We start from the raw sequence: 22998 nt of genomic DNA on the forward strand, positions 1-22998 counted from the left end.
CCAGGCCTGTCGACCTGGGGCTTTTTATTACAACCCGCCGTAGGCCCGGGACCAGGCCACCGTGTCTGTGAGGGTCTGCTCCAGCACACGAAAGCTCAGCCCCAGTTCTTCTTCACTTTTGCGGTGGTCAAAGCGGGTACGGTGCTCCTCGCGTATCAACAGCCGTAACGTCGCCATGCTCAGCAAGATGGGCTTTCCAGTCAGGTAAGCGTAGGCCTCTTGCACCGCGGCCAACAGGTAGAGCGCGGGCAGCGGCAGTTGGCGGGAGGGCACCTTGACCCCGGCAATACGCCCCAGCGCCGGAATCAGCTGGCGCATGGTCAAGTTGCGACCGGCCGCGAGGTAGCGTTCGCCCCGTCGCCCGCTCTGGGCGGCGGCAATGTGCGCCCAGGCTACATCGCGGGCATCGACCAGAGAAAAGGTGCCAGGAATCAGCCCCGGCAACTTGCCGTTGATAACGTCCCTGACCAACTGCCCCGAAGACGTCGGCCCACGGTCACCCGGCCCCCACATCCAACCGGGCAAGACCATGCAGGCGTGCATCTGCGGATGGCTTTCAAGAAACCTCAACACCTCACGCTCAGCCAGGATCTTGCTGCGGTAGTAGTCATCCGCATCGGCTTCGGCCCGCAGGCACGTCTCGTCGATCGGCGTACCGGGGGCACCGTCGAGCACGGCAATCGACGAAGTATGTACAAACCGTCGCACACCGGCGTCATACGCCTGTTGCAGCAGGGCTCGCGTACCGACGACATTGATCTTCTCCAGTTCCTCCCAATGGCTGCCGCCCTTGTAGTTATCGCGAAAAAACGCCGCGCAGTGAAACACCGTATCGCAGCCTTGTAACGCCGCCGCGAAGGCATCCACATCAGCCATGTCTCCCACCACCTGTTCCACACCCGGCAAATCGCCGAACTGCTGCGCACCCTTGGCCGCCGAGCGCACCAGCGCCTTCACCGCATAACCCCGTGCGACCAGCTCCCGTACCAGGTTATTGCCCAGCAAGCCGGTGGCACCGGTCACAAAGGTGCTGCGCAAGCGATTGGGGTTCGTGTTCATACAGGCCATTCCATTTGTTGAGAAGGCCAGTAGATATACCCGCGAGCCCGCGCAGTAAAAACAGCGCCTACGGCATAATGGCTTTGCACATCTGCACACCAGGGAAGCGCGGAGATATGGCATTGCAGGCAAATTGGGACGATCTTCGACTGCTGCTGGCAGTCTCACGGCGCGGCAGCTTTTTACAGGCGGGCCAGTTACTCGGTATCGCGGCGTCTACCGTTTCCCGACGCCTTACCCAACTGGAAACCGCCCTGGGCGAGCCGCTGGTGGAGCGCGGCGTGGAAGGCTGCCGGCTCACCTCCCGTGGCCAAGCCCTGGTGGACGTCGCCCTGGCGGCCGAATCCGGCCTGCGACGCCAGGCCCCCGTCGACGGCGCGCCAGCAACCCTCAGCGGCACCGTGCTGGTGAGCGCCGGCGAAGGCTTCTCTGCCAGCGTGCTCGAGGCCGCCAGCCGCTTCACAGCACAGCACCCAGGCTGCTCCGTAGAGCTGCAGGTCACCACCGACTTCCACAAAATCGTACGAGGCGTAGCCGACATTGCCATACGCACCGCACACCTGGGCGAACCTTCCCTGATCTACCGAGGGCTCGGCAAACTCGCTTACGGGGTCTTCGCAACTGCGGAATACCTGCAACGATTTCCGGCGCTAACTCCCGCCACTGCCGCCAGTATCGCCTTGCTGCCACCGCTGGACCTGCTACCGCAAATGCGCGCCGCGAAAGCCGCGGGGCTGGACCATGCGCCGATCAGGGTGAGTTCGTTTGCGGTGCAGCTTGAATCGGTGAAGCGCGGGATGGGTGTGGCGGTGCTGCCGCGTATTTTGGCGACGGGGTTGAGTGAGGTTTTTCAGGAGATAGAACTGCCGGCGATGGAGGTTTATTTGGTGACGCGGCCGCAGGCGTTGAAGCAGGGGCATATTCAGGGATTTTTTGGGGTGTTGGAGGGGGTGTTGCGCGGTGAAATTTCAAGCCTGGAAAAGCAGCATTCCGGGAATTCATCAAGGCCTTCGTAATACTCAACCCATCGGGATGTAGGCGCTTAGCCACTCGTAGCAACATCGAGTTGCGCGTGCAAGTGGCTCACAAAAAAGCCCCGGGTCTTAAGACCTCGGGTGTTTCATTCATATCTGGCTCCACACTTCTGCGGCGATGGTGCTGGCGTCCTTTGACATTTCCAACACACCAATGCGTTCTTGTCATTCCTCGAATTTGACAGGTAGAAAGGACGCATTTGTAATGCGCAGCGCAGCTTCGGTGATATACCTCTAAGGCATCAACTGCATCTCCGACAAACCGTATTCCCCCAACGAATACAGCAATGTCCCATACCCCAGCTGGACGTAGCCAACCCTGTCAGCACCATAATCCCCGCCACCACCTTCCACTTGGACGTTATTTGCCATGGCCTGCACATTCGGTGCGCTGAGGCCCTTTCGCACGGCGTAGTGGTTGTAGAGCAGTTCCCATATCGGACGGGTTTCGCCGCGATGATCGGGCGAGATGACGGTCTGTTTGAAGCTGCTGTTGGGGATGGGGCTAAACGGCACCTCCTGGCCAAGGTTGTACTTGGCCACATACTCGGCGCCCTGCAGCACGCGGTTGTTCTGGTAGCCGAACAGGTCGTTGCCCTGGCTCCAGGCCATTTGGCAGAAACTGCCGAGCAGGGCTATGTCGAGCATGGCGTGTGACTGATCACGTCCGCTTTCCTGGACTTGACCAAGGCCATCGCCGTAGAGCTTCCACACCGCGTGGGCGATGGCGCCGTTACCTGTGCCGTGCTTGAAGTAGTCGACGGCCTCGTTGTAGAGATCGCGGCGGTCGGTCAGTACGCCGATGGCCAGCATCGAGTTCATGTTGGCTAGGTCCCAGCTGGCCCCATGATGATCAGGCCGGGCGCCGTCGTGGTTCACCAGGAAGTCATGATTGATGGGGTAGAACACAGTGAGCATCATGCCTTGAAAACGCTGGAAATCTTCCGCCCGCCACTTTGGGTAGCTGCGCAGCAGTTCGGCCGCGTTGGCCAGTTGGTAGCCGTACAAGCCTGCCACCAAAGCTCTGCCGGGCTTGTCTTTGATCGCGGTGAGGGTCAAGGCCCACTGGTTCAAAATACTCACGGCCTTGTCGGCATACGCCGGGTTGTTGGAGATCTGCCAGCGCAGGGCCAGTGCATACGCGGCGGCTGCGTCGTTGAACAGAACACTGTCGTTATTCGGGCCGCCTGAAGTGGGGTACACCACCGGCATCGGGTTGGGCTGCCAGGCTAATGAGGCATGGGGGTTGGCGATCAGCTTCTGCCAGCCGGCCAGCCACGGCTGGTTATAGTTGGCCAGCTTCTCGCGTATCCGCGTGAAGTCCTCCCGGGTGTGGAGCAGGCCAGGATGCACGAACGCTTCGGTAGGCAGGGTGGGGGAGGCTTGACTGCCGATACTCATCAATAGCGCATAGAGCAGCACGGCTCTTTTGGACAGGTACTTCAAACGGATCATCGTGTGTACGCCCTGATGGGGAGAACCTTGCGGTTTGAAAAGCCATTCGCACAGGACCGGAATCTGCCCCAGGGATAGTCCAGATGAAGCCTGCATACCCGGGGCTTGTTGTCAGAACGTGTAGTTGATTGCAAACAGGCCCAAGCCTGCGGTTTCGCGCCTTACCAGTGGGCTGTCGCTGGCTTGGTCGGCGTATTGAGTCAGCGTCAGGCTGGTCAGCGTTGACCAGTGCGCGTCGAAGGTGTGCTGCCAGTTCAAGGCAGCGGAGTAGGCATAGATCCCGGCGTCGGCGGTGTACTTGCTGTAGATCGAGCGTTGGCTCTGGGCCTGGGTGACGCCGAAGAACGTCTGGTTGTAGCGGCTATCGCCGGCATGGGCGTCGATGGCCAGGGCCAGGGTGTCGCGGCTTGTGTGCAACAGGATGCCTTCCAGGCCAAAGCGGTAGCGGTTGCCACGGTGCTCACCGGCCATGCGGATGTCGGCTTCACCGTTGATCGACAGCCAGTCAAGCAGTTGTTGGCTGAGGGTAAAGTTGGCGACGGTTGCGCCGTTGATATCGCCCATTCCTCTTAGCTCGTCGCCGCCCGCGCCGGTGGTGCTGTCCTTCTCCTTGCGGCCCATGTCGTAATTGATCGCCGCGCTGGCGCCGAAGCCACTGTCGGATTGAAATTGCAGGCCCACGCCGCGAGTGGTGTCGGCGAACAACGCTCCGTGCTGGATGCTGAGCATCGGCAGTACGAGCGGACGGTAGCGGTCAGCACCCATGTAGCGAGGTGTGACACCCATGCCAAGGCCCAGGGTAACAGTGGTTTCATCGGCTGTCGGGCTGGCGTCGGTCGCCTGAGCCTGGGGCGCGAGCGCGCAGCACAGCAGCGTGACGGCGCCCAACAGAACGTTGTGGGTAGGGGAGGTGGTGAAGTTCATGGTCAAGCCCTATGTGCAAAAGAAGACAGCAGTGCGCCCGCCGACGCGCGACACAACGCCTCCCTCTGATCGAGCTGTTCAGGCCCGTTGATAGGCTTGGACAGCGATGCAGTGGTCGGCATAGGATCGGCTCGCGAAAGTGGGCGTAGGGCAATACTGGCAGCGCACTTTCAATAAACCGTTCGTAAATTATCAAGGTTTCATCAAGAGGCTTCTTTGTGTCAGGAAAACGTATCCTCATCGTCGAAGACGACGCCGACAGCGCCAACATTCTCGAAGCCTACTTGCTCCGGGATGGCTATGAGGTGGCCCTGGCCGAAGACGGCCAGCGCGGTCTGGACCTGTACAAAAGCTGGCAGCCCGACCTGATCCTGCTCGACGTGATGCTTCCGCGCTTGAGCGGCACCGAGGTGTTATCCGCCGTGCGCCGTAGCAGTGACACGCCGGTCATCATGGTCACGGCCATGGGCGACGAACCGGAAAAGCTCGGTGCCTTGCGTTATGGCGCGGACGACTATGTGGTCAAGCCTTACAGCCCGCGCGAAGTGGTGGCGCGGGTGCACGCGGTGTTGCGGCGCACCACCGGCAACCAACCGGTCGAACACCTGCTGCGCCATGAAAACCTGCGGGTGGATCTTGTTGCGTTTACCGCGGCCATTGAGCAGGGCGAAGCACCACCGCAATGGCTGGACCTGACCCCAACGGAATTTAAGCTGCTGGTGACGTTGCTCAAGACGCCGTCCAAGGCCTTCACTCGTGATGAGTTGCTGGAAATCTGCCTGCCGGAAAGCGAAGCCCTGGCCCGCGTCGTCGACACCCACGTGCACAACCTGCGCCGCAAGCTGGAAAACCACGGCATCACCGGCGTTCTGGTCACGGTGCGCTCCATTGGCTATCGATTCAGGTAACGCACATGCTTGAGCAACCGCGGGTCAACGACAAACCCATGTGGCGCTGGATCGGCCTGCGCATGAGCCTGCTGGCGATCGGCGCGGTGGTGGTGATCTCGGTGTGCATGTGGATCAACGTCACACTGTCGGACTGGTATTTTGTGCAGCATCTGCCGCCGGGGCCGCGTGAGGAACTGCTGGCGTTGCGCGCCGAGCCAGAGCTCAATGAGGCACGCTTGCGTCAAGTGGTTGCCCAGTACTATCCGCTGGACTATTTCCAGCCGGCTATCGCCAATCGCGACTGGCTGATACTGATCGGCCTGGTGCTGGCCGCGATCCCTATCATCATTGGCTTCGGCCTGTGGTTTTCGAGGCCCTTGTCCAGCCAGTTCTCGGCAATTGCCCAGGGCGCCCGGCGAGTCGCCGGCGGTGATTTCCTGACGCGCCTGCCGGTGCACCGCGACGCGCCCGACGAGCTGCAACGGCTGGTCAGCGACTTCAACAGCATGACCACGCAACTGGAGCGCTATGAGCGCGATGTGCGTGAATCCAGCGCGGTCATTGCCCACGAACTGCGCACACCCTTGAACGCCGCCATGGGGCGCGTGCAGGGTATGCTCGATGAGGTATTCCCCAGCGATGCCATGCAGTTGGGCATGGTCAAGCGTCAGCTCGATCAACTCAGAAAGCTGGTGGATGATTTGCACCTGTTGTCGATGGCTCGTGCTGGCCGGCTGGTGCTGGAGCGCAGCGAGTTTTCTCTGGCAGCTCTGGTGGCGGAGCGGTTGGCGTGGTTCCAGCCGCAGTTGGATGAGGCTTGCGTGCTGACGCAGGTCAGTATTGCTGATGGGCTTCGTATGCATGCCGATCGTGATCGCCTGGGCCAGGTGATCAACATTCTGGTCGATAACTTGCTGCGTTATGCGGCCGGGGGAGGCGAGTTGAATGTAACGGCGCGCCGGGTTCACGGTTCGGTGGTGATTGAAGTCGGTGACCGAGGGCCAGGTATCGAAGCCCAGCATCTGGACAGCGTGTTCGACCGCTTCTGGCGTGCAGAGCGCTCCAGGGCACGTTACTCGGGGGGGAGCGGGCTAGGCTTGTCCATCGCCCGTGCGATCTGCCACGCCCATGGCGGTACCATTACTGCCCGCAATCTGGCCGAAGGCGGTACGCTGATCAGGGCGGAGGTTCCTGTGTAGGCGTTTCTTCTTTGCTTGAGACCGGCGCTCAAGACGGTGAAATCGTAATGATCGTAGAGCTGGAAAACTGCTTGGGAAAAAGGGAGGGGAAAAGGGGATTTATTTTCACCTCTACTATCCCGACGCGACTCAACACTCTCTCACCAACCACCAAACGCACAAAAAAGCCCCAGATCTCCCGACCTGAGGCTTTTTCATTTCATATCTTGTGCCCCGGCGTCGTTTGAACTGGGCTATGAAGCCCCAGTATTTACTGGGGCTAGCAGACAGGTTTTCGGTTAGGCATACATGTGGGCATACACGGCCAGCTCGCCTGGCCCCTTAATGCCCTATGCAATGCTGCCATCTATTTTGGGTTACTAGCTGGTGTGACACTGGTTGGAACAGTAGTAGCAGCCGTTAATCCGGCTATCCGACCATTTTTGTTTAGCTGCGGCTACGGCTCCATGACAAGTGGGGTAGGTGCCAACTTCGACCTGGTTTTCAAGGGAAGGCATGAACCGGCATCCGTTGGTCGCATCATGGACTTCATGATCACCATTCGCCTGGGCGTTCTTGTTGATGATAAATCTTGGCATTGGTTGTCTCCTTGGCTGCGTCATTTTTATTTTTAACCGACCAACAGCGGTACAGCGCTCACCTGGTCATGAGGGCCAGTTTTGAGCGGTAGTATGCGAGCACCTACACAGCCCCCTCTAAAACCGGTGTAACGCGTGTTACTCGTGTAACGCCCATCGCCAAACGCCTATTTTTATTGGCTTTTAGGGCCGTTACACAGTTTAGATGTCTAGCGTACATCCGATGTAACGCTGCCCCTGCGTGTAACGCAGAAAGTCAGCGCACGTCTGCTGCGGGGCAAGCGTTCTGCACCTAGCGGCTTGGAGAGTAGCTGGGGAATTGGGAAATGCCATTAAGGCGCACCCTCTATTCAACCCACGGTCTCGCTGTCGTTACAGAGTGGCATCAGCTATTCGAATTTTCGACGACGGAAGCTAGCCCTGGTGCCAAAAACTGGCGGGGCCCCTGGGAGTATTAAGGTGGTACGGGGCATGAAACCCGCGGGATCGAGTTAGTGGGAGGTGCCGGAAGTTACTGAAATTTCAATCGTTGAAATTGAAAGGATGCTGAAGAAAAACGGCCATCGTTACAGCTTCGGTAAAGGTGGCTGTATCTGTTGCTGATAGTGAACATCCGCAGGGCGTCAACCATGGTGATGGGTGTCAACCACGTCAACCTGTCAACCAACTTAAAAAATCCAGCCGCTAACACGAACGCGCGGGTTCTTTGCCCCGTGTCTATCCGAAATGCCCAAGGTCCCCAGCGGCTTTACGATTCATAGGGCAAATGCACTGGTGAACAGCAGTTCACCTGGTTCACCTGTTCACTAAGCTGGGCACCTTTCCGCTGACACGATCACGCGGGTTTCCTACCCCGTGCTAAATCAACATGCACAGGGTCCCCACGGTTTATCCAAAGCCTAGAGCATGATCTATCTCCGTTCGCTGGAGGAGGAATGTCGATGGGGCTCGGGGATACCCTGAGAAACCGTGTTACTGGTGTTGCGCGAGGTTATAACTATATGATTTTAAATAATATATAGGCGTTATACGGCTTTGCTTCGTTTGCCGACAGACGTGTTACATGGCAAGTGGTGTTACATCAATAACTGGTCAGGGAGGAGCTGTTTATGATGATTAAGGCGACTGCCATCGGACGAGAGCCCATAGCTTAGAAGGGCTGCTACCCGCTAGCAAAATATGACGCGGGCATGGCGAGCTCGACAGTTATACTGTTTGCATATACAGTATCACTGTCAATTACTTTAATTTGCCGCTGTTGACTGCTAGAAAATAAAGACATCAGACCAATGGCCGTTTGCAGGGTTACGTGGACTCTCGTAATCTCACATTGATATTACTGAAATGGAAGTCGACTTGTGATCACGCTGAAAACCGCCATCATCCACAGTTTCAAGAAGATCGCTCACACAGGTCTCGTTTCTGACGTGGTGAAAAAGGATGTTGTCCTCGACACACAAAACCCAGCTTTAGAGTCTCTGGTCGAAGGCATCAACGGCCTGATTGGCAAAGAAGGAAACAGCGTGGTCTACGGACAATTTGCCGACGACGGTCGCCAAGGTCCGTTTCCTGATCGGTTTAGCACTTATGTGGATGTCTGCGATGATGAGGCTGAATTTATCGCGTTAACCCACTTAGCAATGGATCAGCTCGTCGAGCAGGCGAGGGACCAAACCTTGGCCACTGGGGGCCATATTCTCTGCGCGCAATACACCTCCGGTGCGTCTGACTTCTTTCTGGTTGCTAGCATCAAACAGCGCGGTGGCATCCAGTTGGATGAGAACTATGTGCCCAAAGCCATTCAGGAAGTGGACCTGAAGACGGTTCAGCAGGCAGCCAGGATCAACTTTGTGAAATTCGCGTCGGTTACTGCCGCCGCCGCATGTGTCGCTGCGGGTAATACAGTTGTAGATGCTGAGGACGCAGAAGAGGCTGATTCGACCTATCTGTGCTTTATCAGCCGCGGTCGGGACAGCCAGGCTTCTGACTATTTCATCTCCGCTTTAGGATGCGCCAAAGGCGTGGCATCCGGCCGGGCAACCAAGAATGCCATTGATTATGTTGGCCGTTTCTTCCGTAACAATAGAGAGCTCAAGCCCTTTGCTTACAAGGCGAAAGAGGCGGTTGTCCGGTATTTGCAGGACCGACTTGTGGATGGTAAATCCGCTCGGTTAGATGCGATCTGCCATGCGGCAATTCAGCACGTTCCGCCTGATCTGGTCGATGAGATTGCAGGACTGAAAGACTATCTCAACGACGAAAAACATCGAGTCCCTGAGGACTTTACTGTCAATGCAAAATCGCTGAAGGAGAAGACCAGGATTAAAGGCGAAGCTGCAAGCTGGTCGCTTCAATTCGAACGTGGTGCCTTGGGGAAGGAGGCAACGTCCGATGTTTATTACGATGAGGGTCGCAAGAAGCTGACCCTGTCAAATATGAACCAAGAACTGGTCGATTTGATTGAAAAAGAGCTGAAGGCCAGGGTTGGGTAAGCCATGTTTTCCAATGTCGTGGCCCTGTACCGGGCAATGGGAGCGCCAGCCATCGAAGGCGGTGTGGTCTCCTATGAAGGGCTCCCCACTACCGAAATCACTGCCGCGCTGCAGGCGTGTAAGGATCTGCAGCCCGAGTTCGGCAAAATTCAGCATCATGAAGTAGTTGAAGGTGGTGTGGTAGAGATCGAGCTCCGCCTACCTACGAATGAATCGGGCCGATTTTACGCGAACGTTAGCGACTTGGCTCGTAACGGGTCACTGGGCAAAGGGCAGTTTCCGCAGAACGTATACGTCGTTGACTTGGGTTGGGCCGATTTCGACGTTAGCGAACCAACACAAATTAAAGAGCTCAGACGAGTTTGTAGGTTAATCGAGCTTCTGGCGTTGTTGGCAATCGGTGTGGACAAGGACAGCAGCCCAGATACCTATAATTTGTTCTTCGCTTTGCCTCCCGACGGCGCAAAACCGCCCAGGACTTTTCTGCTGGCGACGCAGGTTGATGAACAAGTTCTTGGCCATGAACTCAGGCATATGAGTTTGCTGGAGGAGATTCTCAACCGCAAAAACGAGAACAAGGCTCATCTTTCAGAACGTAAGCTGATGATCAGAATGGCGATCGCCGGTGTAATTGAGAAGTTTGAAAACGAGCCAAATCACTTCCTCGTAGTGGTTCGCGAATGGAAGGAGGTCCTCACTACCTACCGCGCCAATTTACAAACTTATGTCTACGGCTTTTCGTTCGAGAAGGCTCGGCGCGAATTGGCACAGGCGGAAATCGACTATGGGACCAAACTCAGCGGCGTCTTAGGTGACATTGCCGGTAAAATGCTGGCGCTCCCGATCTCTTTTGCTGGATGGGTTGTCCTGAACACCAGTACTTCTGCTTTTGAAGGGTTCGTTCTTGTACTTGGTTTGATTGTTGTTTCGCTGGTATTACTCGCCATCTTGCACAATCAAATGCTTCAGACAGAACGCTTGTTGCACAGCTTTAATGTTGTTTTCGACGATTTCAAAGACAAAATTAAAACCTATCCTCCCAAACTTCAAGGCCTGCTCAGAATTACAATTGAGCAAGTCGAAAGACAGGGGCGTACTCTGCGGCGTACCTTTCAGCTATTGCAGATACTAGCCCTATTGCCCGCAGCCGGGGCGGTGCTGGTGGCTCTTGTAAAATATTGGGGTTCGTTCCTATGGGGTATTGTTACTGTCATATCGACAATCTTCGCAGGCGCTACTTTTGATCCGATTTTTCTAAGTCCTTAGCCAATGGAGATCTGATACAAGTCCTAATGAATGATGTTTGCTTCGGACAGTTTGCAGCCCTTCGTCAGAGGCGCTAAGAGGCCGATTATGTTGAGAATCGTGCTTTATTTCCGTAGCTTAAAGGTCCGTGTCCGAGATTGTAGTCTTTACTTTTGGCAGAGTTTTACAAGCGTGGGCTTCACGCAGCAGCGTGCAACAATGGCATTTTCACTGGTCAATGACCAGGTAATGTTGGAGGACCGACATTTCAACAGGATCGGCCATAAGCAGGCGCTCGCCTTCGACGAGACCTGAGGCGGTTCATAATACCCCTTCAACGTTACCGATGCTTTTCCGCCTCTCTACGACTTTGCTTTCGGTGATTGCTTGAAATATTTCACTGCTGGGCGAAACTGAGGCATGGGACAAATCGAATTGCGGGCGATACGGCTTCACCCTTGCGTCGTATTTTGGCGTTCGAATCTTAGCATCATGAGACGTAACACTGCTTGACTGGACGAGCAAGCACTTATATCGTCATTGAAAACGTTTCCGCTGTCTGTACAATTAGCAAGATGGCAACTCCCCCCTAGGTTAAGCCCTGAAAATGGATGATCAGAGATGCGCTTTCAAATAAATGAAGTACAAGTCGATGGTCATTGGGTTCCACTAACCGATTATCGTGCGTCAGACAATTACGAAAATATATTCACACTGATAGTTGGGCAAAATGCTGTAGGCAAGAGCAGGCTACTAAGAAAAATTGTCAGTAACTATATTTTTTCACAAGAAGGTCGTACCAAGTCATCAATCAAGTCGGGGAATTATTATAATCAAGACCATTCCAGCTTATGGAATCAGTCCCATAACGACCCGAAACAGATTAACTACTTTGCATTGCCAAGCAACGCAGCCTCACACGATTCGCATTTGTTTCGCGACCACAACTATTATTTAGGCGAGGTAAGAACTTCATTAACTTCAAGTTTGTCGCCGAGCAATGTGATCGCAGTTTCCACTGGTCGTCACGACAGATTTCCATCTGCAACTCATATTAGAAACAAAGAAATAATCGCAGATTATCGCTATATCGGCACCGACCAGTTCTCAAAGAATAGCATTTCATCAAGTCTCATCTCATTGCTCGAAGGGCTGTTGCAAGGTAGACAAAGCCTTCACAAGCTTAGTGACATATTTGAGTACCTCGGATTTGCGCCATATTTGGATATAAAGTTATCTCTTGACAGAAAGCAATACTCAAGACTTACAAGCGAAGAGCTCAATGAGCTACATTATAGTTCCAATCAATCTTTACTTGAATTTTTGATAGGTGACGACTCTCGCGTTCATGATAACTATTCGTCGGCAAGCGCTTTTTACGAGTATTTAAAATCTAGTTCAAAAACAAACATTGAACTTGGTTTTTGGGACCACTCCCTTGATATGAAACATCGTACAATTACCGAGTTAATTCCATTTCTCAAATCGGGACTCATCAAAATATTCGATATCACTTTGATCAGTTTGATTAATAAGTCTCGAATGCGATTAAGTCAAGCGAGTTCCGGGCAACAATGCATGTTGACAATTATGCTTGGAATAGCGGGCGCGATAAAAGACGGTTCGCTTATATGTATTGATGAACCCGAAATAAGTTTGCATCCGCAGTGGCAAACAAACTTGGTCAAGCAGTTGCAGGAAGTATTTTCAAATTTCAGTGGTTGTCACTTTGTAATTGCCACTCATTCACCCCAGCTTGTATCAGGGCTTACAAGTAATAATGGATATGTTTTAAATCTAGAAGAAAAAGAACTCTATCACTCATTTGAATACGCTAAGCGCTCTGCAGACTTTCAGTTGGCCGAAGTTTTTCATACGCCAGGTCAAAATAATGAGTATCTTCTAAGAGTCACACTCCTATTACTTACAAAGCTCAGTCGGCGCGAAGAGCTGAATTACGATGATCGTGAAACCTTTAAGATGCTTGTAAGTATTCGTAAGAATATGAGCGAGACAGATCCAGTGTACCACCTTATAGGCCAGGTGGAGGCATTGCATTAAAATGAAGGCAATCACATTTACTGGATTTGACGCAACTTACGTTAATGCGTACAACGGCACCGATCATGAACTTTGGAACCGCACAAAAGGTCCCATTGTTAAGTTGAGGCATTCAATTCGGACGCACTATCTGGAAGAACAAGGCTTTCTGTGTGCATATTGCCGAATGGAAAAGAAAGAACGTCATGGATTAACTTGGGACGTCGAACACATTATTCCAAAATCTACCCATCCCCTATATTTATTTGAGCCTGAAAATCTTGCCTTAGCTTGCAAAGAATGCAATCAGAGCAAATGGGACAAAGGGGTTCTCACCAAGCCGTTAACGAGGGAGTCTCCTTACCCTCGTATGTCTGACGCATTCACCATCATTCACCCGCACTATGATACATATTCAGAACATATGGAAATTGCGGTCCTAGCCAAGAAGGTTTTCCATCGCCCGAGAAATAAGGAAAAAGGAAGAGAGACCTTCATAATTTGCGAGCTTGTCAGATTTTCATATGAGTTTGCGGAGTGGGATGATTTTAACTACGCAATTGTAAAGGCGGTAAGTGATTACATTAAGCGCTGTCCTCCCGATGCAACTAAAGATGATATTCAACGCTTTATGTGTACTTTGAATTTTACAGTCGAGGCCGATTTTTGAAGCGATGGAACAATCGATGAAAGTGAAATGGAAGAAGAATAAGAACCTCAAGCCTCAGCTATTGATGGATCGCATGGCTGAGATTACTTCGATAATGTCTGACGGAAGGTTAAGTTTTTCGGCGTTTGAAAAACATCAGCTTGATGCCGTTCTTTTAACCATGCTTGAATTCCATAAGGAGTTCAGTTCGTCAACTATGAAAGCGCTTTTTAACTCAGGCATCGAATATTGTGCAAGGCGAAATGATTTTACGACGGCTGCTTTTCTTGTAGGCATTAATGATGCGGTAGTAAGGCACGGAGCGAGGCCGGAAAAATTATTCATTCTTGCTACATCAATTTCGACGTTAAAGGAAAAAGGGGACAGATTTATTTTCACGACGAAAAAGGAGGCGGCAATCCCAGACAGCCCAAACCGAAACCCCGCTCAACTCCTTCCCAACACCACCCCCCCAACCCAAAAAACAAAAAAGCCCCAGATCTCCCGACCTGAGGCTCTTCCATTCCACATCTGGTGCACCCGGCGGGATTCGAACCCACGACCCCTGCCTTCGGAGGGCAGTACTCTATCCAGCTGAGCTACGGATGCTTGTGCGGGCGACATCATACCCATGTCGACCTGATGCGTCCATTCCGGCATTCCCCCCGCTCCCTGTCGTCCATTTCCGACAAAAAATGGCTAATTGCCACCCTCATTCACAACTCCCCGCGCCGCACGTCCCTTTGTTTGCTTTGCTCTTGTGGCTTTAACCCGCTTCCACGCCGCAATTCCCCAGGTGAACGCATGCATTCCAAAGGAACCGTGATGCTCGATCTCCCGCTCAAACAAACCCTGTTGGCTCGCTCCGATTTGTTTCGAGGTATGCCGGAGCACCTCTTGCGCTACGTTGCCACCCACATGGTGGAGCGCACGCTGGATGATCGTGAGCTGTTGTATTTCAAGGACGACACCCTCGAGTTTATTGCGCTGGTAGTCGAGGGGCGGATTTATTCGGTGGTGCATGGGCCCGATGGTCGAGAGCAGATCATCGGCAGCACCGGGGCCGGGCAGGTGGTGGGGGAGACGGCGTTGATCAAGGATCATGGGCGCGAGTCTTCTACCTTTGCCAGTGGCCCCACGCGCTTGTTGCAGTTGGGCAGTCGGCATTTTGCGGTGTTGTTTGAGGAGCCGGCGTTTCTGCGGCGTTTGTTGATGTTGATGATGCTGCGTTTGCTGCACGCCATCGAGTTGCTGGAGTTGGTGTGCCTGCATCGGCTGGAGTCGCGGTTGGCGCGGTTTTTATTGGCGAACCTGGGCGAGATCGACCTGGCGTTGGCCTTGCCCAGTGTGTCGTTGCCCGCAAGCCAGGGGGTGTTGGCGTCGATGCTGAATACCAGCCGGCCCAAGCTGAATGTGCAGCTGCAAGTGTGGCGGCGCAGTGGGGTGATCAGCGGCGATCTGGAGCGCATGGTGATCAACGATGTCGAGCATTTGCGGCGCAAGGCTTTTGCGCTGAATTAGTTGTGGCGGTGTTCCCCAGGTAACAGCGTGCCCCCGTCGTGCCCTCGCAGACTGGCCCTTCATCAAGGATGCACAGGAGTGCTGGCGATGGGGATGACTGTTCAGTTCAAGGATCAATGGGCCGCCGATGACCGTTTGTTCGAAGCGAGTTGGCGCGCTGTGCACGGCGAGCTCAGGCGCCGGGCGTTGCGGCGGGCCAAGGGCAATCTGGATCAGGGCCAGGAGTGGCTGTCGGCCACGGCGATCAAGGCCCTGCTGTTTTTTCGGCGTTCGCCGGAGCGCATTCGCGACCCTCAGGGGTTTCTGTTTCTGGTGCTCGATCATGTGTTTCTCGACAGCGTGCGGCGCAGCAAGCGCGAGGGGCGGTTGTTCGATGATTCGGTGGACCTTGAACACGATCACCTGGCCGCGCTCGCCGCGCCCTGCGCCTCGGTGCTGGAGCGGGTGGAATGCTATGAGCGCCTGGAGCAGATCGAGGCGCACGTCGCACGGTTACCGCTGTTGCAGCAGCGCTTGTTCGAGATGCGTTTTGTCGATGACCTGCCTTACCCGCAAATCGCCGCCGAGCTGCACGTGAAGCTGCCGCTGGTGCGCAAGCGTGTGCAACTGCTGCGCAGTGCTTTGCGCTGAAGGCGATTCACAGACGTTGGCGTGGGGCGTTCTAGTGGTATGAGCGCAGCACGCCGCCGCTATCCACACCCAAACCTGGGTGAATGCCATCAAGGAGAGATGTATGACAGAGGTCAACAGCCAGATCACCGACGCGGTCACTCAAACCAACGTCAAGGTGGTGGCCGAGGCGCCAGCCCAGGCCATCGCGTCGCTGTACCAGGTGGCCAGCAGCGCGGCGGGCTTGTCGTTGCAGAACGCGGTCAACAGCCAGCAGGCGATGAATCAGATTTCCAACGCGGTGATCTCCAAGGCCGTGGCGCTGATCATGCAGATTGGCGAGAAGGGCTGAGCCCTCGGGAGATCGATTATGTCGTGGTTCAGCAGAAAGAAACCCGCCGCCTCCCAAGCAACGCCCGCCGCCGATCCACCTGCGACGGCGCCCGCCGCACCGGCCTCGCGCTCAATCATGGCGCGCATGAACGAGCACCTGCTCAACCAGGTGAGCACGCCGTCATCCGACAGCACGGCGGCGCTCAATAGCCAGATCGTGCAGGCGGTGCAGTTCACCAACGCGCAGAACTTTGCCTATGCGCCGGCGCAGATCGCGGTGCCGGCCGACATGATGATCAGCCAGGCGGCCGGGCTGGTGGCGCAAGCGGCGGCGGGGTACTTCGACGGGGTCAGCAAGATCGCCCTGGCGGCCCAGGCCGTGCTGCTCCAGCAAATGACCGAGAACATCGTCAAGGACAACCTGCCGGCCGCTGCCGAAGACGCCTTGGGCGCCTTGGCCACCGACCTGCTGGTGGGCGCCGCTGCCGCTGTGGCCGCCGCCGCCGGTGCGATGGAAGCCGAAGCCGCCAGCGTGGCCATCGACAAGATCGACCAGAGCATCGCCAAGTACGCCGACACCTTGGCCAACCGGGCCGCGCCAGCGGCCTGAACCGAGCACAGCGCTTCGGCGTTCTGCTGGGGCGGTGCAACAGCAACTTGAAAGCAACTTTTCTTGAATGAGGAGCGACATCATGGACGTTGGAGATCTTATTTTTTCGGTGAAGCAAGAAGATGACAGTACGACGCGGGCTTTCATCAAAGCCGGTCAGTTGGTCAAAGCCAAGGTGTTCTCACAGGACACGACGTATTTGAATGTGGTCCACCCGGCAATTGCGGTGAGCAAGACCATGGTGATCGAAAGCGTCGGCACTGGCCTGGCGTTGACTGATGTGAGCCTGGAAAAACCCCCTCGTACCGCCATGGTGTTTTCCTGCCGTGACACTGAGCTGGGGTTTGCGGCGGCGCTGGCGGCCAAGCAGTTCTATTTCGACAAGCTCGGCGATGAAATCGACGGCAGTTATAGCGCGTGGAACGCGATGCTTTCTGCATTCAAGAACTGGAAGGCCAACGACACCCTGCAGGCTCGGATCAATGAGTCGATAGCGATAGGCAGCGGTTCCTTTTGCTCACAATTCGCGGCCAACGCTTATGAGGTCGGCAACCTCTACAACGCGGCCAATCTGGTTCCGCCACCGCCGGCCATCTTCAATCGGCAACCCTCAGCGATGACACCGGCAGAGCTCGCGACGTTCTGTGCTGCGTCGCCGCGTTTTTTCTTTGCCGGTTTCTGGGAAGACGGCAGAGAGGTGCGGCTTTAGCGGCCCTTTTGCAGGCGACGTAAAGCCCAAGGAGATCGACATGGCACCCCCTTCCACACCCTCGGTCCTGTCCACCGATGACCGCCAACGGCTCGAAGCGATGCTGCGCAACCCGCAGATTTTCGCCGGAACGCCCCAGGCCATCGTCGACGAAACCCTCAAGCGCGCTACCGAAGTGCTTGCGCAATCGAAGGCCAACGAACAAGCGCTCAAGACCGCTGCCCTGCAACGTGAAGCGGCGCTGCGCCAGGTGTTGGACGGCGCAGCTCCCGACCAGGACGCGCAACGCAAGGAAGTGCAGGCATTGATCCAAGGGTTGATCGCCCAGATTGAAGCGGCGCTGGGCCCCACTGCAAAACCTTGACCCTGCGTTTCACAGCGCCTGTTCCGCAACGTTCATTGATGAACACGGAATGCACCGTGTACTAAATAAGGAAATTGATCATGCCATTAGTCAACGAGCAAATTACCGACGCGGTCACCCAGACCAACGTCAAAGTGGTGGCCGAATCGCCTGCGATGGCGATGAGCACTATCTATCAATCCATGGCGCAGGCCACGGCGATTCTGTTCCAGAACGCGGTGTCGGCCCAGCAGCAGCAAAACACCCTGGCCCAGGCGGCCACCAACCAGGGCGTGATGCAGATCTACAGCGTCGATACCACCGCAGGTGCGGCGGCTACCGAGAAAGTCGCCCAGGGCGGCGTGTCGGATAACCTCACCAGCCTGTTGACCGTGCTCAAGTCTTTCCAGCCTTAAGCACTGAGCAATAACGGATGTTGTTCTTTCTCAACCCAGGAGTTTTAACCATGAGTACAGTCAGCCCGCAAATCACCGATGCCGTCACCCAGACCAACGTCAAGGTGGTTGCCGAATCACCCGCGATGGCCATGAGCACCATTTACCAATCCATGGGCCAGGCCACGGCCATTCTGTTCCAGAACTCGGTCTCGGCCCAACAGCAACAAAACACCCTGGCTCAGGCGGCCACCAACCAGGGCGTGATGCAGATCTACAGCGTCGACACCACCGCTGGCGCCGCCGCCACCGAAAAAGTCGCCCAGGGCGGCGTGGCCGACAACTTGACCAGCCTGTTGGCCGTGCTCAAGTCGTTCCAACCTTAAGCTGCAGAGCCCCCAGCAGCCCCGGCGCCCACAAGGCTCCGGGGCTGTTGTCGTGTGTGCGTTTGATCCGAAAGATGAACCGGATGCGCCATATTCGTTCTTTTTTTCGAACATCCTATTGCCCTGTACCCCCATTGATCCTAGGATTCGTTTGAGATTTCAAACGCTCTGTCTCCCGTGCGCTCTTTCATTTCTTCTGCGCGCTGGGGCTGATTTCCCTGACGGCAGCCCACAAGGCGCCTTTCAACAACTCTAATTCGCTCCGCGTGCGCGCGGTGCTGTTAAGGAAAGCCGACATGCAGCTTAAAGACACCCAGTTGTTCCGCCAGCAAGCCTTTATCGATGGCGCTTGGGTCGATGCGGACAATGGTCAAACCATCAAGGTCAACAACCCGGCCACGGGCGAGATTCTCGGCACCGTGCCGAAGATGGGCGCCGCGGAAACCCGCCGCGCCATCGAAGCCGCCGACAAGGCCCTGCCAGCCTGGCGTGCACTCACCGCCAAGGAGCGCGCCAACAAGCTGCGCCGCTGGTTCGAACTGCTGATCGAAAACCAGGACGACCTCGGCCGCCTGATGACCCTCGAACAAGGCAAGCCGCTGGCCGAAGCCAAGGGCGAAATCGTCTACGCTGCCTCCTTTATCGAGTGGTTCGCCGAAGAAGCCAAGCGCATCTATGGCGACGTGATCCCCGGCCACCAGCCCGACAAGCGCCTGATCGTGATCAAGCAGCCTATCGGCGTGACCGCAGCCATCACCCCGTGGAACTTCCCCGCCGCGATGATCACCCGCAAAGCCGGCCCGGCCCTGGCCGCCGGTTGCACCATGGTGATCAAGCCGGCCTCGCAAACCCCATTCTCGGCCCTGGCCCTGGTTGAGCTGGCGCACCGCGCCGGTATCCCCAAAGGCGTGCTCAGTGTGGTCACCGGCAGCGCTGGCGACATCGGCGGCGAGCTGACCAGCAACCCGATTGTGCGTAAATTGTCCTTCACCGGCTCGACCGAAATTGGTCGCCAGCTGATGGCCGAATGCGCCAAGGACATCAAGAAAGTCTCCCTGGAGCTGGGCGGTAACGCACCGTTCATCGTGTTCGACGACGCCGACCTGGATAAGGCCGTCGAAGGCGCGATCATCTCCAAGTACCGCAACAACGGTCAGACCTGCGTCTGCGCCAACCGCCTGTACATTCAAGATTCGGTGTACGACGCCTTCGCTGAAAAGCTCAAGGTAGCGGTGACCAAATTGAAGATCGGCAACGGTCTGGAAGACGGCACCACCACCGGCCCGCTGATCGACGAAAAAGCGGTGGCCAAGGTGCAGGAACATATCGCTGATGCCCTGAGCAAAGGCGCCAAGTTGTTGGCCGGTGGCAAGGTGATGGAAGGCAACTTCTTCGAACCGACCATCCTGGTCGACGTGCCGAAAAACGCCGCCGTGGCCAAGGAAGAAACCTTCGGCCCGTTGGCGCCACTGTTCCGCTTCAAAGACGAAGCCGAAGTGATCGCCATGTCCAACGACACCGAGTTCGGCCTGGCCTCCTACTTCTACGCCCGCGACCTGGGCCGTGTGTTCCGTGTGGCCGAGGCTCTGGAATACGGTATGGTCGGCGTCAACACCGGGTTGATCTCCAACGAAGTGGCGCCGTTCGGCGGCATCAAGGCCTCGGGCCTGGGCCGTGAAGGCTCCAAGTACGGGATCGAGGACTACCTGGAAATCAAATACCTCTGCCTGGGTATCTAAGGCACGGGATTGCAGTAAACGCAGAGGGCACGAGAGCGCTGCCCCTTTGCGTGTTTCACATGGTTATTCGCAGTGGCCGGGAAAGCTGTGGCAGTCGATCATCGCATGCTGCCGTAGTTGCCTCCCCGCCACCTATCCTTGAGCCACGCCGCCCGATGAGCGGCGAATGAGGACTTTATGAGCAAGACCAACGCTTCCCTGATGAAACGCCGCGAAGCCGCTGTACCGCGCGGTGTTGGCCAGATTCACCCGATCTTCGCCGACTCCGCGAAGAACGCCACCGTGACCGACGTTGAAGGTCGCGAGTTCATCGACTTCGCCGGCGGTATCGCCGTGCTGAACACCGGCCACGTGCACCCGAAAATCATCGCGGCCGTGACCGAGCAACTCAACAAGCTGACCCACACCTGCTTCCAGGTATTGGCCTACGAGCCCTACGTAGAAGTGTGTGAGAAAGTCGCCGCCAAGGTGCCAGGTGATTTCGCCAAGAAAACCCTGTTGGTCACCACCGGTTCCGAAGCGGTAGAAAACGCCGTGAAAATCGCCCGCGCCGCCACGGGCCGTGCCGGTGTGATCGCCTTCACCGGCGCTTACCACGGCCGCACCATGATGACCCTGGGCCTCACCGGTAAGGTCGTGCCTTACTCGGCCGGCATGGGCCTGATGCCAGGCGGCGTGTTCCGTGCGCTGTACCCCAACGAACTGCACGGTGTGAGCGTCGACGACTCCATCGCCAGCATCGAGCGCATCTTCAAGAACGATGCCGAGCCGCGTGATATTGCCGCCATCATCATCGAGCCGGTGCAGGGCGAGGGCGGTTTCTACGTCGCGCCGAAAGCCTTCATGAAGCGCCTGCGCGAACTGTGCGACAAGCACGGCATCCTGCTGATCGCCGACGAAGTGCAAACCGGTGCCGGCCGTACCGGTACTTTCTTCGCCATGGAACAGATGGGCGTTGCCGCCGACCTGACCACCTTCGCCAAATCCATCGCGGGCGGCTTCCCGCTGGCCGGTGTGTGCGGCAAGGCCGAGTACATGGACGCCATCGCCCCAGGCGGCCTGGGCGGCACCTATGCCGGTAGCCCGATTGCCTGCGCCGCGGCCCTGGCGGTGATGGAAGTGTTCGAAGAAGAGCACCTGCTGGACCGCTGCAAGGCCGTGGGCGAGCGCCTGGTGACTGGCCTCAAGGCTATCCAGGCCAAGTACCCGGTGATCGGCGAAGTACGTGCCTTGGGCGCGATGATCGCGGTCGAGCTGTTCGAAGACGGCGACACCCACAAGCCAAACGCTGCCGCCGTTGCCTCCGTGGTAGCCAAGGCACGTGACAAGGGCCTGATCCTGCTGTCCTGCGGTACCTACGGCAACGTGTTGCGCGTACTGGTGCCGCTCACCTCGCCGGACGAGCAGTTGGACAAAGGCCTGGCGATCATCGAAGAGTGCTTCTCCGAACTCTGACCAACCTTCGCCACAGGTTACAGCCCGTACAAAAAAACCGCTTCGGCGGTTTTTTTGTGCCTGCTTCATTGTACGCACGCGCCTGCATTGTCTAAGGTGCAAGCATTGCCGATGGAGCGTGCTGGATGACTGCTGTTGATTTACCCGCTGTACCCCGAGTGTTAATCGCCGAAGCAGACCCTTGGTCGCGGGACCTGCTCAAGCAAGTGCTGTTGAATGTGCGCTGTGACGCACGGCTGGATGTGTGCGCCGATGGGCAGCACGCCGCCACGCTGTTGGGCGAAAAAACCTATGACCTGATCCTGGCGGATTGGGAGTTGCCGGGCGTGGATGGCTTGAGTCTGCTGCGCAGCGTGCGCCAGAAGCGCCGTTCGCTGCCGTTTATCTTGCTGAGCAGTCGCAACGACAGCGCCAGCGTGCGCGAAGCCTTGCCCCTGGCGCCCACCGCCTACCTGACCCGCCCGCTGAACATGGAAAGCCTGACCCAGCGCTTGCAAGACCTGCTGCTCAATGAAGGCGAAAGCGTGTACTGCGAAATTCCACCCCTGGCGCCGGGCATGACCTTGCCCGCCTTCCTCGAGCGGCGCCGCGAGGTCTGCGATGGGGCGCCGTTGCGTGTGGATGTGAAAACCGCCGTGCAACGCAGCCTGGGGCCCGAAGGCTTGGACCTCAAGCAGTTGGAAGACCAGGTACACAGCGACCCGCAAATCACCGCCGTACTGATCGCCGCCGCCAACAGCGCGGGCTACCACGGCACGCCGGTGCAGACCCTGTCAGAAGCCCTGCATAAGTTGGTGCCCGGCCAGAGCATGAACCTCATCCTGGGCCTGGCGCTCAAGCACAACGTGGTGTTGGGCGACCCTGGGCTGGTGGCCTACGCTGAACGGCACTGGCAACTGTCCCAGGTTAGCGCGGACTACGCTCGGCGCCTGGCGCGCATGCTGGAGCTCGATCATCAGCGCTGCTACAGCGCCTGCATCCTGCATCGCTTGGGCGACCTGGCCTTGTTGCGCTGCCTGGAAGACTGGCGCCAGGGCGGCGGCGCCCTGGATGACGAAGCCATCGGCGAATCCCTCGACGCCTTTGGCGCTGCCTACGGTTCGGCGTTGCGCACGCGTTGGCGCTTGCCGCTGGAGTTGCGGCAGTTGATCGCAGGGATCTATTCACTTGAAGGCGGGGTGTATTCGCGCGAAGCCCTGGTGGTGAACCTGGCGGTGCAAATGGCGCGGCTGACCGAGCACGAAGGGCTGGAAGAACTGGCGGGCAGCAAGACGGCGCGGCTGCTCAAGGTCGGCTTGTCGGAACTGACCCGAGTGCGCAAAACCTGAAACAC

General features: G+C 56.7%; 22 protein-coding genes and 1 tRNA gene. 19 read left to right on the forward strand and 4 right to left on the reverse strand.

Annotated features, from left to right (window positions below):
* Positions 1-27: 27 nt before the first annotated feature.
* Positions 28-1059, reverse strand: coding sequence for an SDR family oxidoreductase (locus CLM72_RS00855; protein WP_105225355.1), 1032 nt, complete (start codon positions 1057-1059; stop codon positions 28-30).
* Between the two features lie 116 nt (positions 1060-1175).
* On the opposite strand from CLM72_RS00855, the gene CLM72_RS00860 reads away from it, so the two are divergent.
* Positions 1176-2075: a LysR family transcriptional regulator gene (locus CLM72_RS00860; RefSeq protein ID WP_105225356.1), complete on the forward strand. Its 900-nt coding sequence runs from the start codon at positions 1176-1178 to the stop codon at positions 2073-2075.
* A gap of 252 nt (positions 2076-2327) precedes the next feature.
* Here the strand turns inward: CLM72_RS00860 and CLM72_RS00865 are convergent, their stop codons facing one another.
* Complete coding sequence (locus tag CLM72_RS00865; RefSeq protein WP_105225357.1) at positions 2328-3548, reverse strand: alginate lyase family protein; 1221 nt, start codon at positions 3546-3548, stop codon at positions 2328-2330.
* 111 nt (positions 3549-3659) lie between these two features.
* Positions 3660-4472 (reverse strand): MipA/OmpV family protein, encoded by an 813-nt coding sequence (locus CLM72_RS00870; protein ID WP_105225358.1) that lies wholly within the window; start codon positions 4470-4472, stop codon positions 3660-3662.
* Positions 4473-4690: 218 nt separating this feature from the next.
* On the opposite strand from CLM72_RS00870, the gene CLM72_RS00875 reads away from it, so the two are divergent.
* The 7 genes from CLM72_RS00875 (at position 4691) to CLM72_RS00910 (ending at position 13586) form a co-directional block, all read left to right on the forward strand.
* Positions 4691-5380 (forward strand): response regulator, encoded by a 690-nt coding sequence (locus CLM72_RS00875; RefSeq protein WP_003187519.1) that lies wholly within the window; start codon positions 4691-4693, stop codon positions 5378-5380.
* 5 nt (positions 5381-5385) lie between these two features.
* Positions 5386-6561, forward strand: coding sequence for a cell wall metabolism sensor histidine kinase WalK (locus tag CLM72_RS00880; protein ID WP_072434685.1), 1176 nt, complete (start codon positions 5386-5388; stop codon positions 6559-6561).
* 290 nt (positions 6562-6851) lie between these two features.
* Positions 6852-7175: a hypothetical protein gene (locus tag CLM72_RS28655; protein ID WP_158688675.1), complete on the forward strand. Its 324-nt coding sequence runs from the start codon at positions 6852-6854 to the stop codon at positions 7173-7175.
* Positions 7176-8497: 1322 nt separating this feature from the next.
* Positions 8498-9631 carry a nucleoid-associated protein gene (locus tag CLM72_RS00890; RefSeq protein WP_105225359.1) on the forward strand — a complete coding sequence of 378 codons (1134 nt, stop codon included), beginning with the start codon at positions 8498-8500 and terminating at the stop codon, positions 9629-9631.
* A gap of 3 nt (positions 9632-9634) precedes the next feature.
* On the forward strand, positions 9635-10897 hold the full coding sequence (locus CLM72_RS00895) for a hypothetical protein (protein WP_105225360.1): 1263 nt from the start codon (positions 9635-9637) through the stop codon (positions 10895-10897).
* A 600-nt stretch (positions 10898-11497) separates the two neighbouring features.
* Positions 11498-12937 carry an AAA family ATPase gene (locus CLM72_RS00905; RefSeq protein ID WP_105225362.1) on the forward strand — a complete coding sequence of 480 codons (1440 nt, stop codon included), beginning with the start codon at positions 11498-11500 and terminating at the stop codon, positions 12935-12937.
* A gap of 1 nt (position 12938) precedes the next feature.
* Complete coding sequence (locus CLM72_RS00910; RefSeq protein ID WP_105225363.1) at positions 12939-13586, forward strand: HNH endonuclease; 648 nt, start codon at positions 12939-12941, stop codon at positions 13584-13586.
* A 511-nt stretch (positions 13587-14097) separates the two neighbouring features.
* Here CLM72_RS00910 and CLM72_RS00915 read toward each other — a convergent pair.
* Positions 14098-14174: transfer RNA gene (locus CLM72_RS00915), tRNA-Arg, on the reverse strand.
* Positions 14175-14369: 195 nt separating this feature from the next.
* Here CLM72_RS00915 and CLM72_RS00920 point away from each other — a divergent pair.
* From CLM72_RS00920 to CLM72_RS00970, 11 genes are all read left to right on the forward strand, one after another.
* Positions 14370-15086 carry a Crp/Fnr family transcriptional regulator gene (locus tag CLM72_RS00920; RefSeq protein ID WP_158688676.1) on the forward strand — a complete coding sequence of 239 codons (717 nt, stop codon included), beginning with the start codon at positions 14370-14372 and terminating at the stop codon, positions 15084-15086.
* An 87-nt stretch (positions 15087-15173) separates the two neighbouring features.
* The gene (locus CLM72_RS00925; RefSeq protein WP_020302203.1) at positions 15174-15716 is read left to right on the forward strand and encodes an RNA polymerase sigma factor; all 543 of its coding nucleotides are present in this window, start codon (positions 15174-15176) and stop codon (positions 15714-15716) included.
* Between the two features lie 103 nt (positions 15717-15819).
* Positions 15820-16047: a RebB family R body protein gene (locus CLM72_RS00930; RefSeq protein ID WP_003187543.1), complete on the forward strand. Its 228-nt coding sequence runs from the start codon at positions 15820-15822 to the stop codon at positions 16045-16047.
* An 18-nt stretch (positions 16048-16065) separates the two neighbouring features.
* Positions 16066-16638: a hypothetical protein gene (locus CLM72_RS00935; RefSeq protein WP_105225365.1), complete on the forward strand. Its 573-nt coding sequence runs from the start codon at positions 16066-16068 to the stop codon at positions 16636-16638.
* Positions 16639-16705: 67 nt separating this feature from the next.
* Positions 16706-17347, forward strand: a complete 642-nt coding sequence (locus tag CLM72_RS00940; RefSeq protein ID WP_229999321.1) for a hypothetical protein — start codon at positions 16706-16708, stop codon at positions 17345-17347.
* A gap of 40 nt (positions 17348-17387) precedes the next feature.
* The gene (locus tag CLM72_RS00945; protein WP_105225366.1) at positions 17388-17711 is read left to right on the forward strand and encodes a hypothetical protein; all 324 of its coding nucleotides are present in this window, start codon (positions 17388-17390) and stop codon (positions 17709-17711) included.
* Positions 17712-17791: 80 nt separating this feature from the next.
* Entirely contained in the window at positions 17792-18106 is a 315-nt protein-coding gene (locus CLM72_RS00950; RefSeq protein WP_003187550.1) for a RebB family R body protein, read from the forward strand.
* A 50-nt stretch (positions 18107-18156) separates the two neighbouring features.
* A complete protein-coding gene (locus tag CLM72_RS00955) occupies positions 18157-18471 on the forward strand; it encodes a RebB family R body protein (protein ID WP_003187551.1) in 315 nt (104 codons plus the stop codon).
* Between the two features lie 296 nt (positions 18472-18767).
* Entirely contained in the window at positions 18768-20210 is a 1443-nt protein-coding gene (gene gabD / locus CLM72_RS00960; protein ID WP_003187552.1) for an NADP-dependent succinate-semialdehyde dehydrogenase, read from the forward strand.
* A gap of 177 nt (positions 20211-20387) precedes the next feature.
* Positions 20388-21665, forward strand: a complete 1278-nt coding sequence (gabT, locus tag CLM72_RS00965; RefSeq protein ID WP_014716416.1) for a 4-aminobutyrate--2-oxoglutarate transaminase — start codon at positions 20388-20390, stop codon at positions 21663-21665.
* Positions 21666-21790: 125 nt separating this feature from the next.
* Positions 21791-22993, forward strand: a complete 1203-nt coding sequence (locus tag CLM72_RS00970) for an HDOD domain-containing protein (RefSeq protein ID WP_105225367.1) — start codon at positions 21791-21793, stop codon at positions 22991-22993.
* Positions 22994-22998: the final 5 nt, after the last annotated feature.

The organism is Pseudomonas sp. MYb193, from assembly GCF_002966775.1.
GTDB classification, from domain to species: domain Bacteria; phylum Pseudomonadota; class Gammaproteobacteria; order Pseudomonadales; family Pseudomonadaceae; genus Aquipseudomonas; species Aquipseudomonas paracarnis.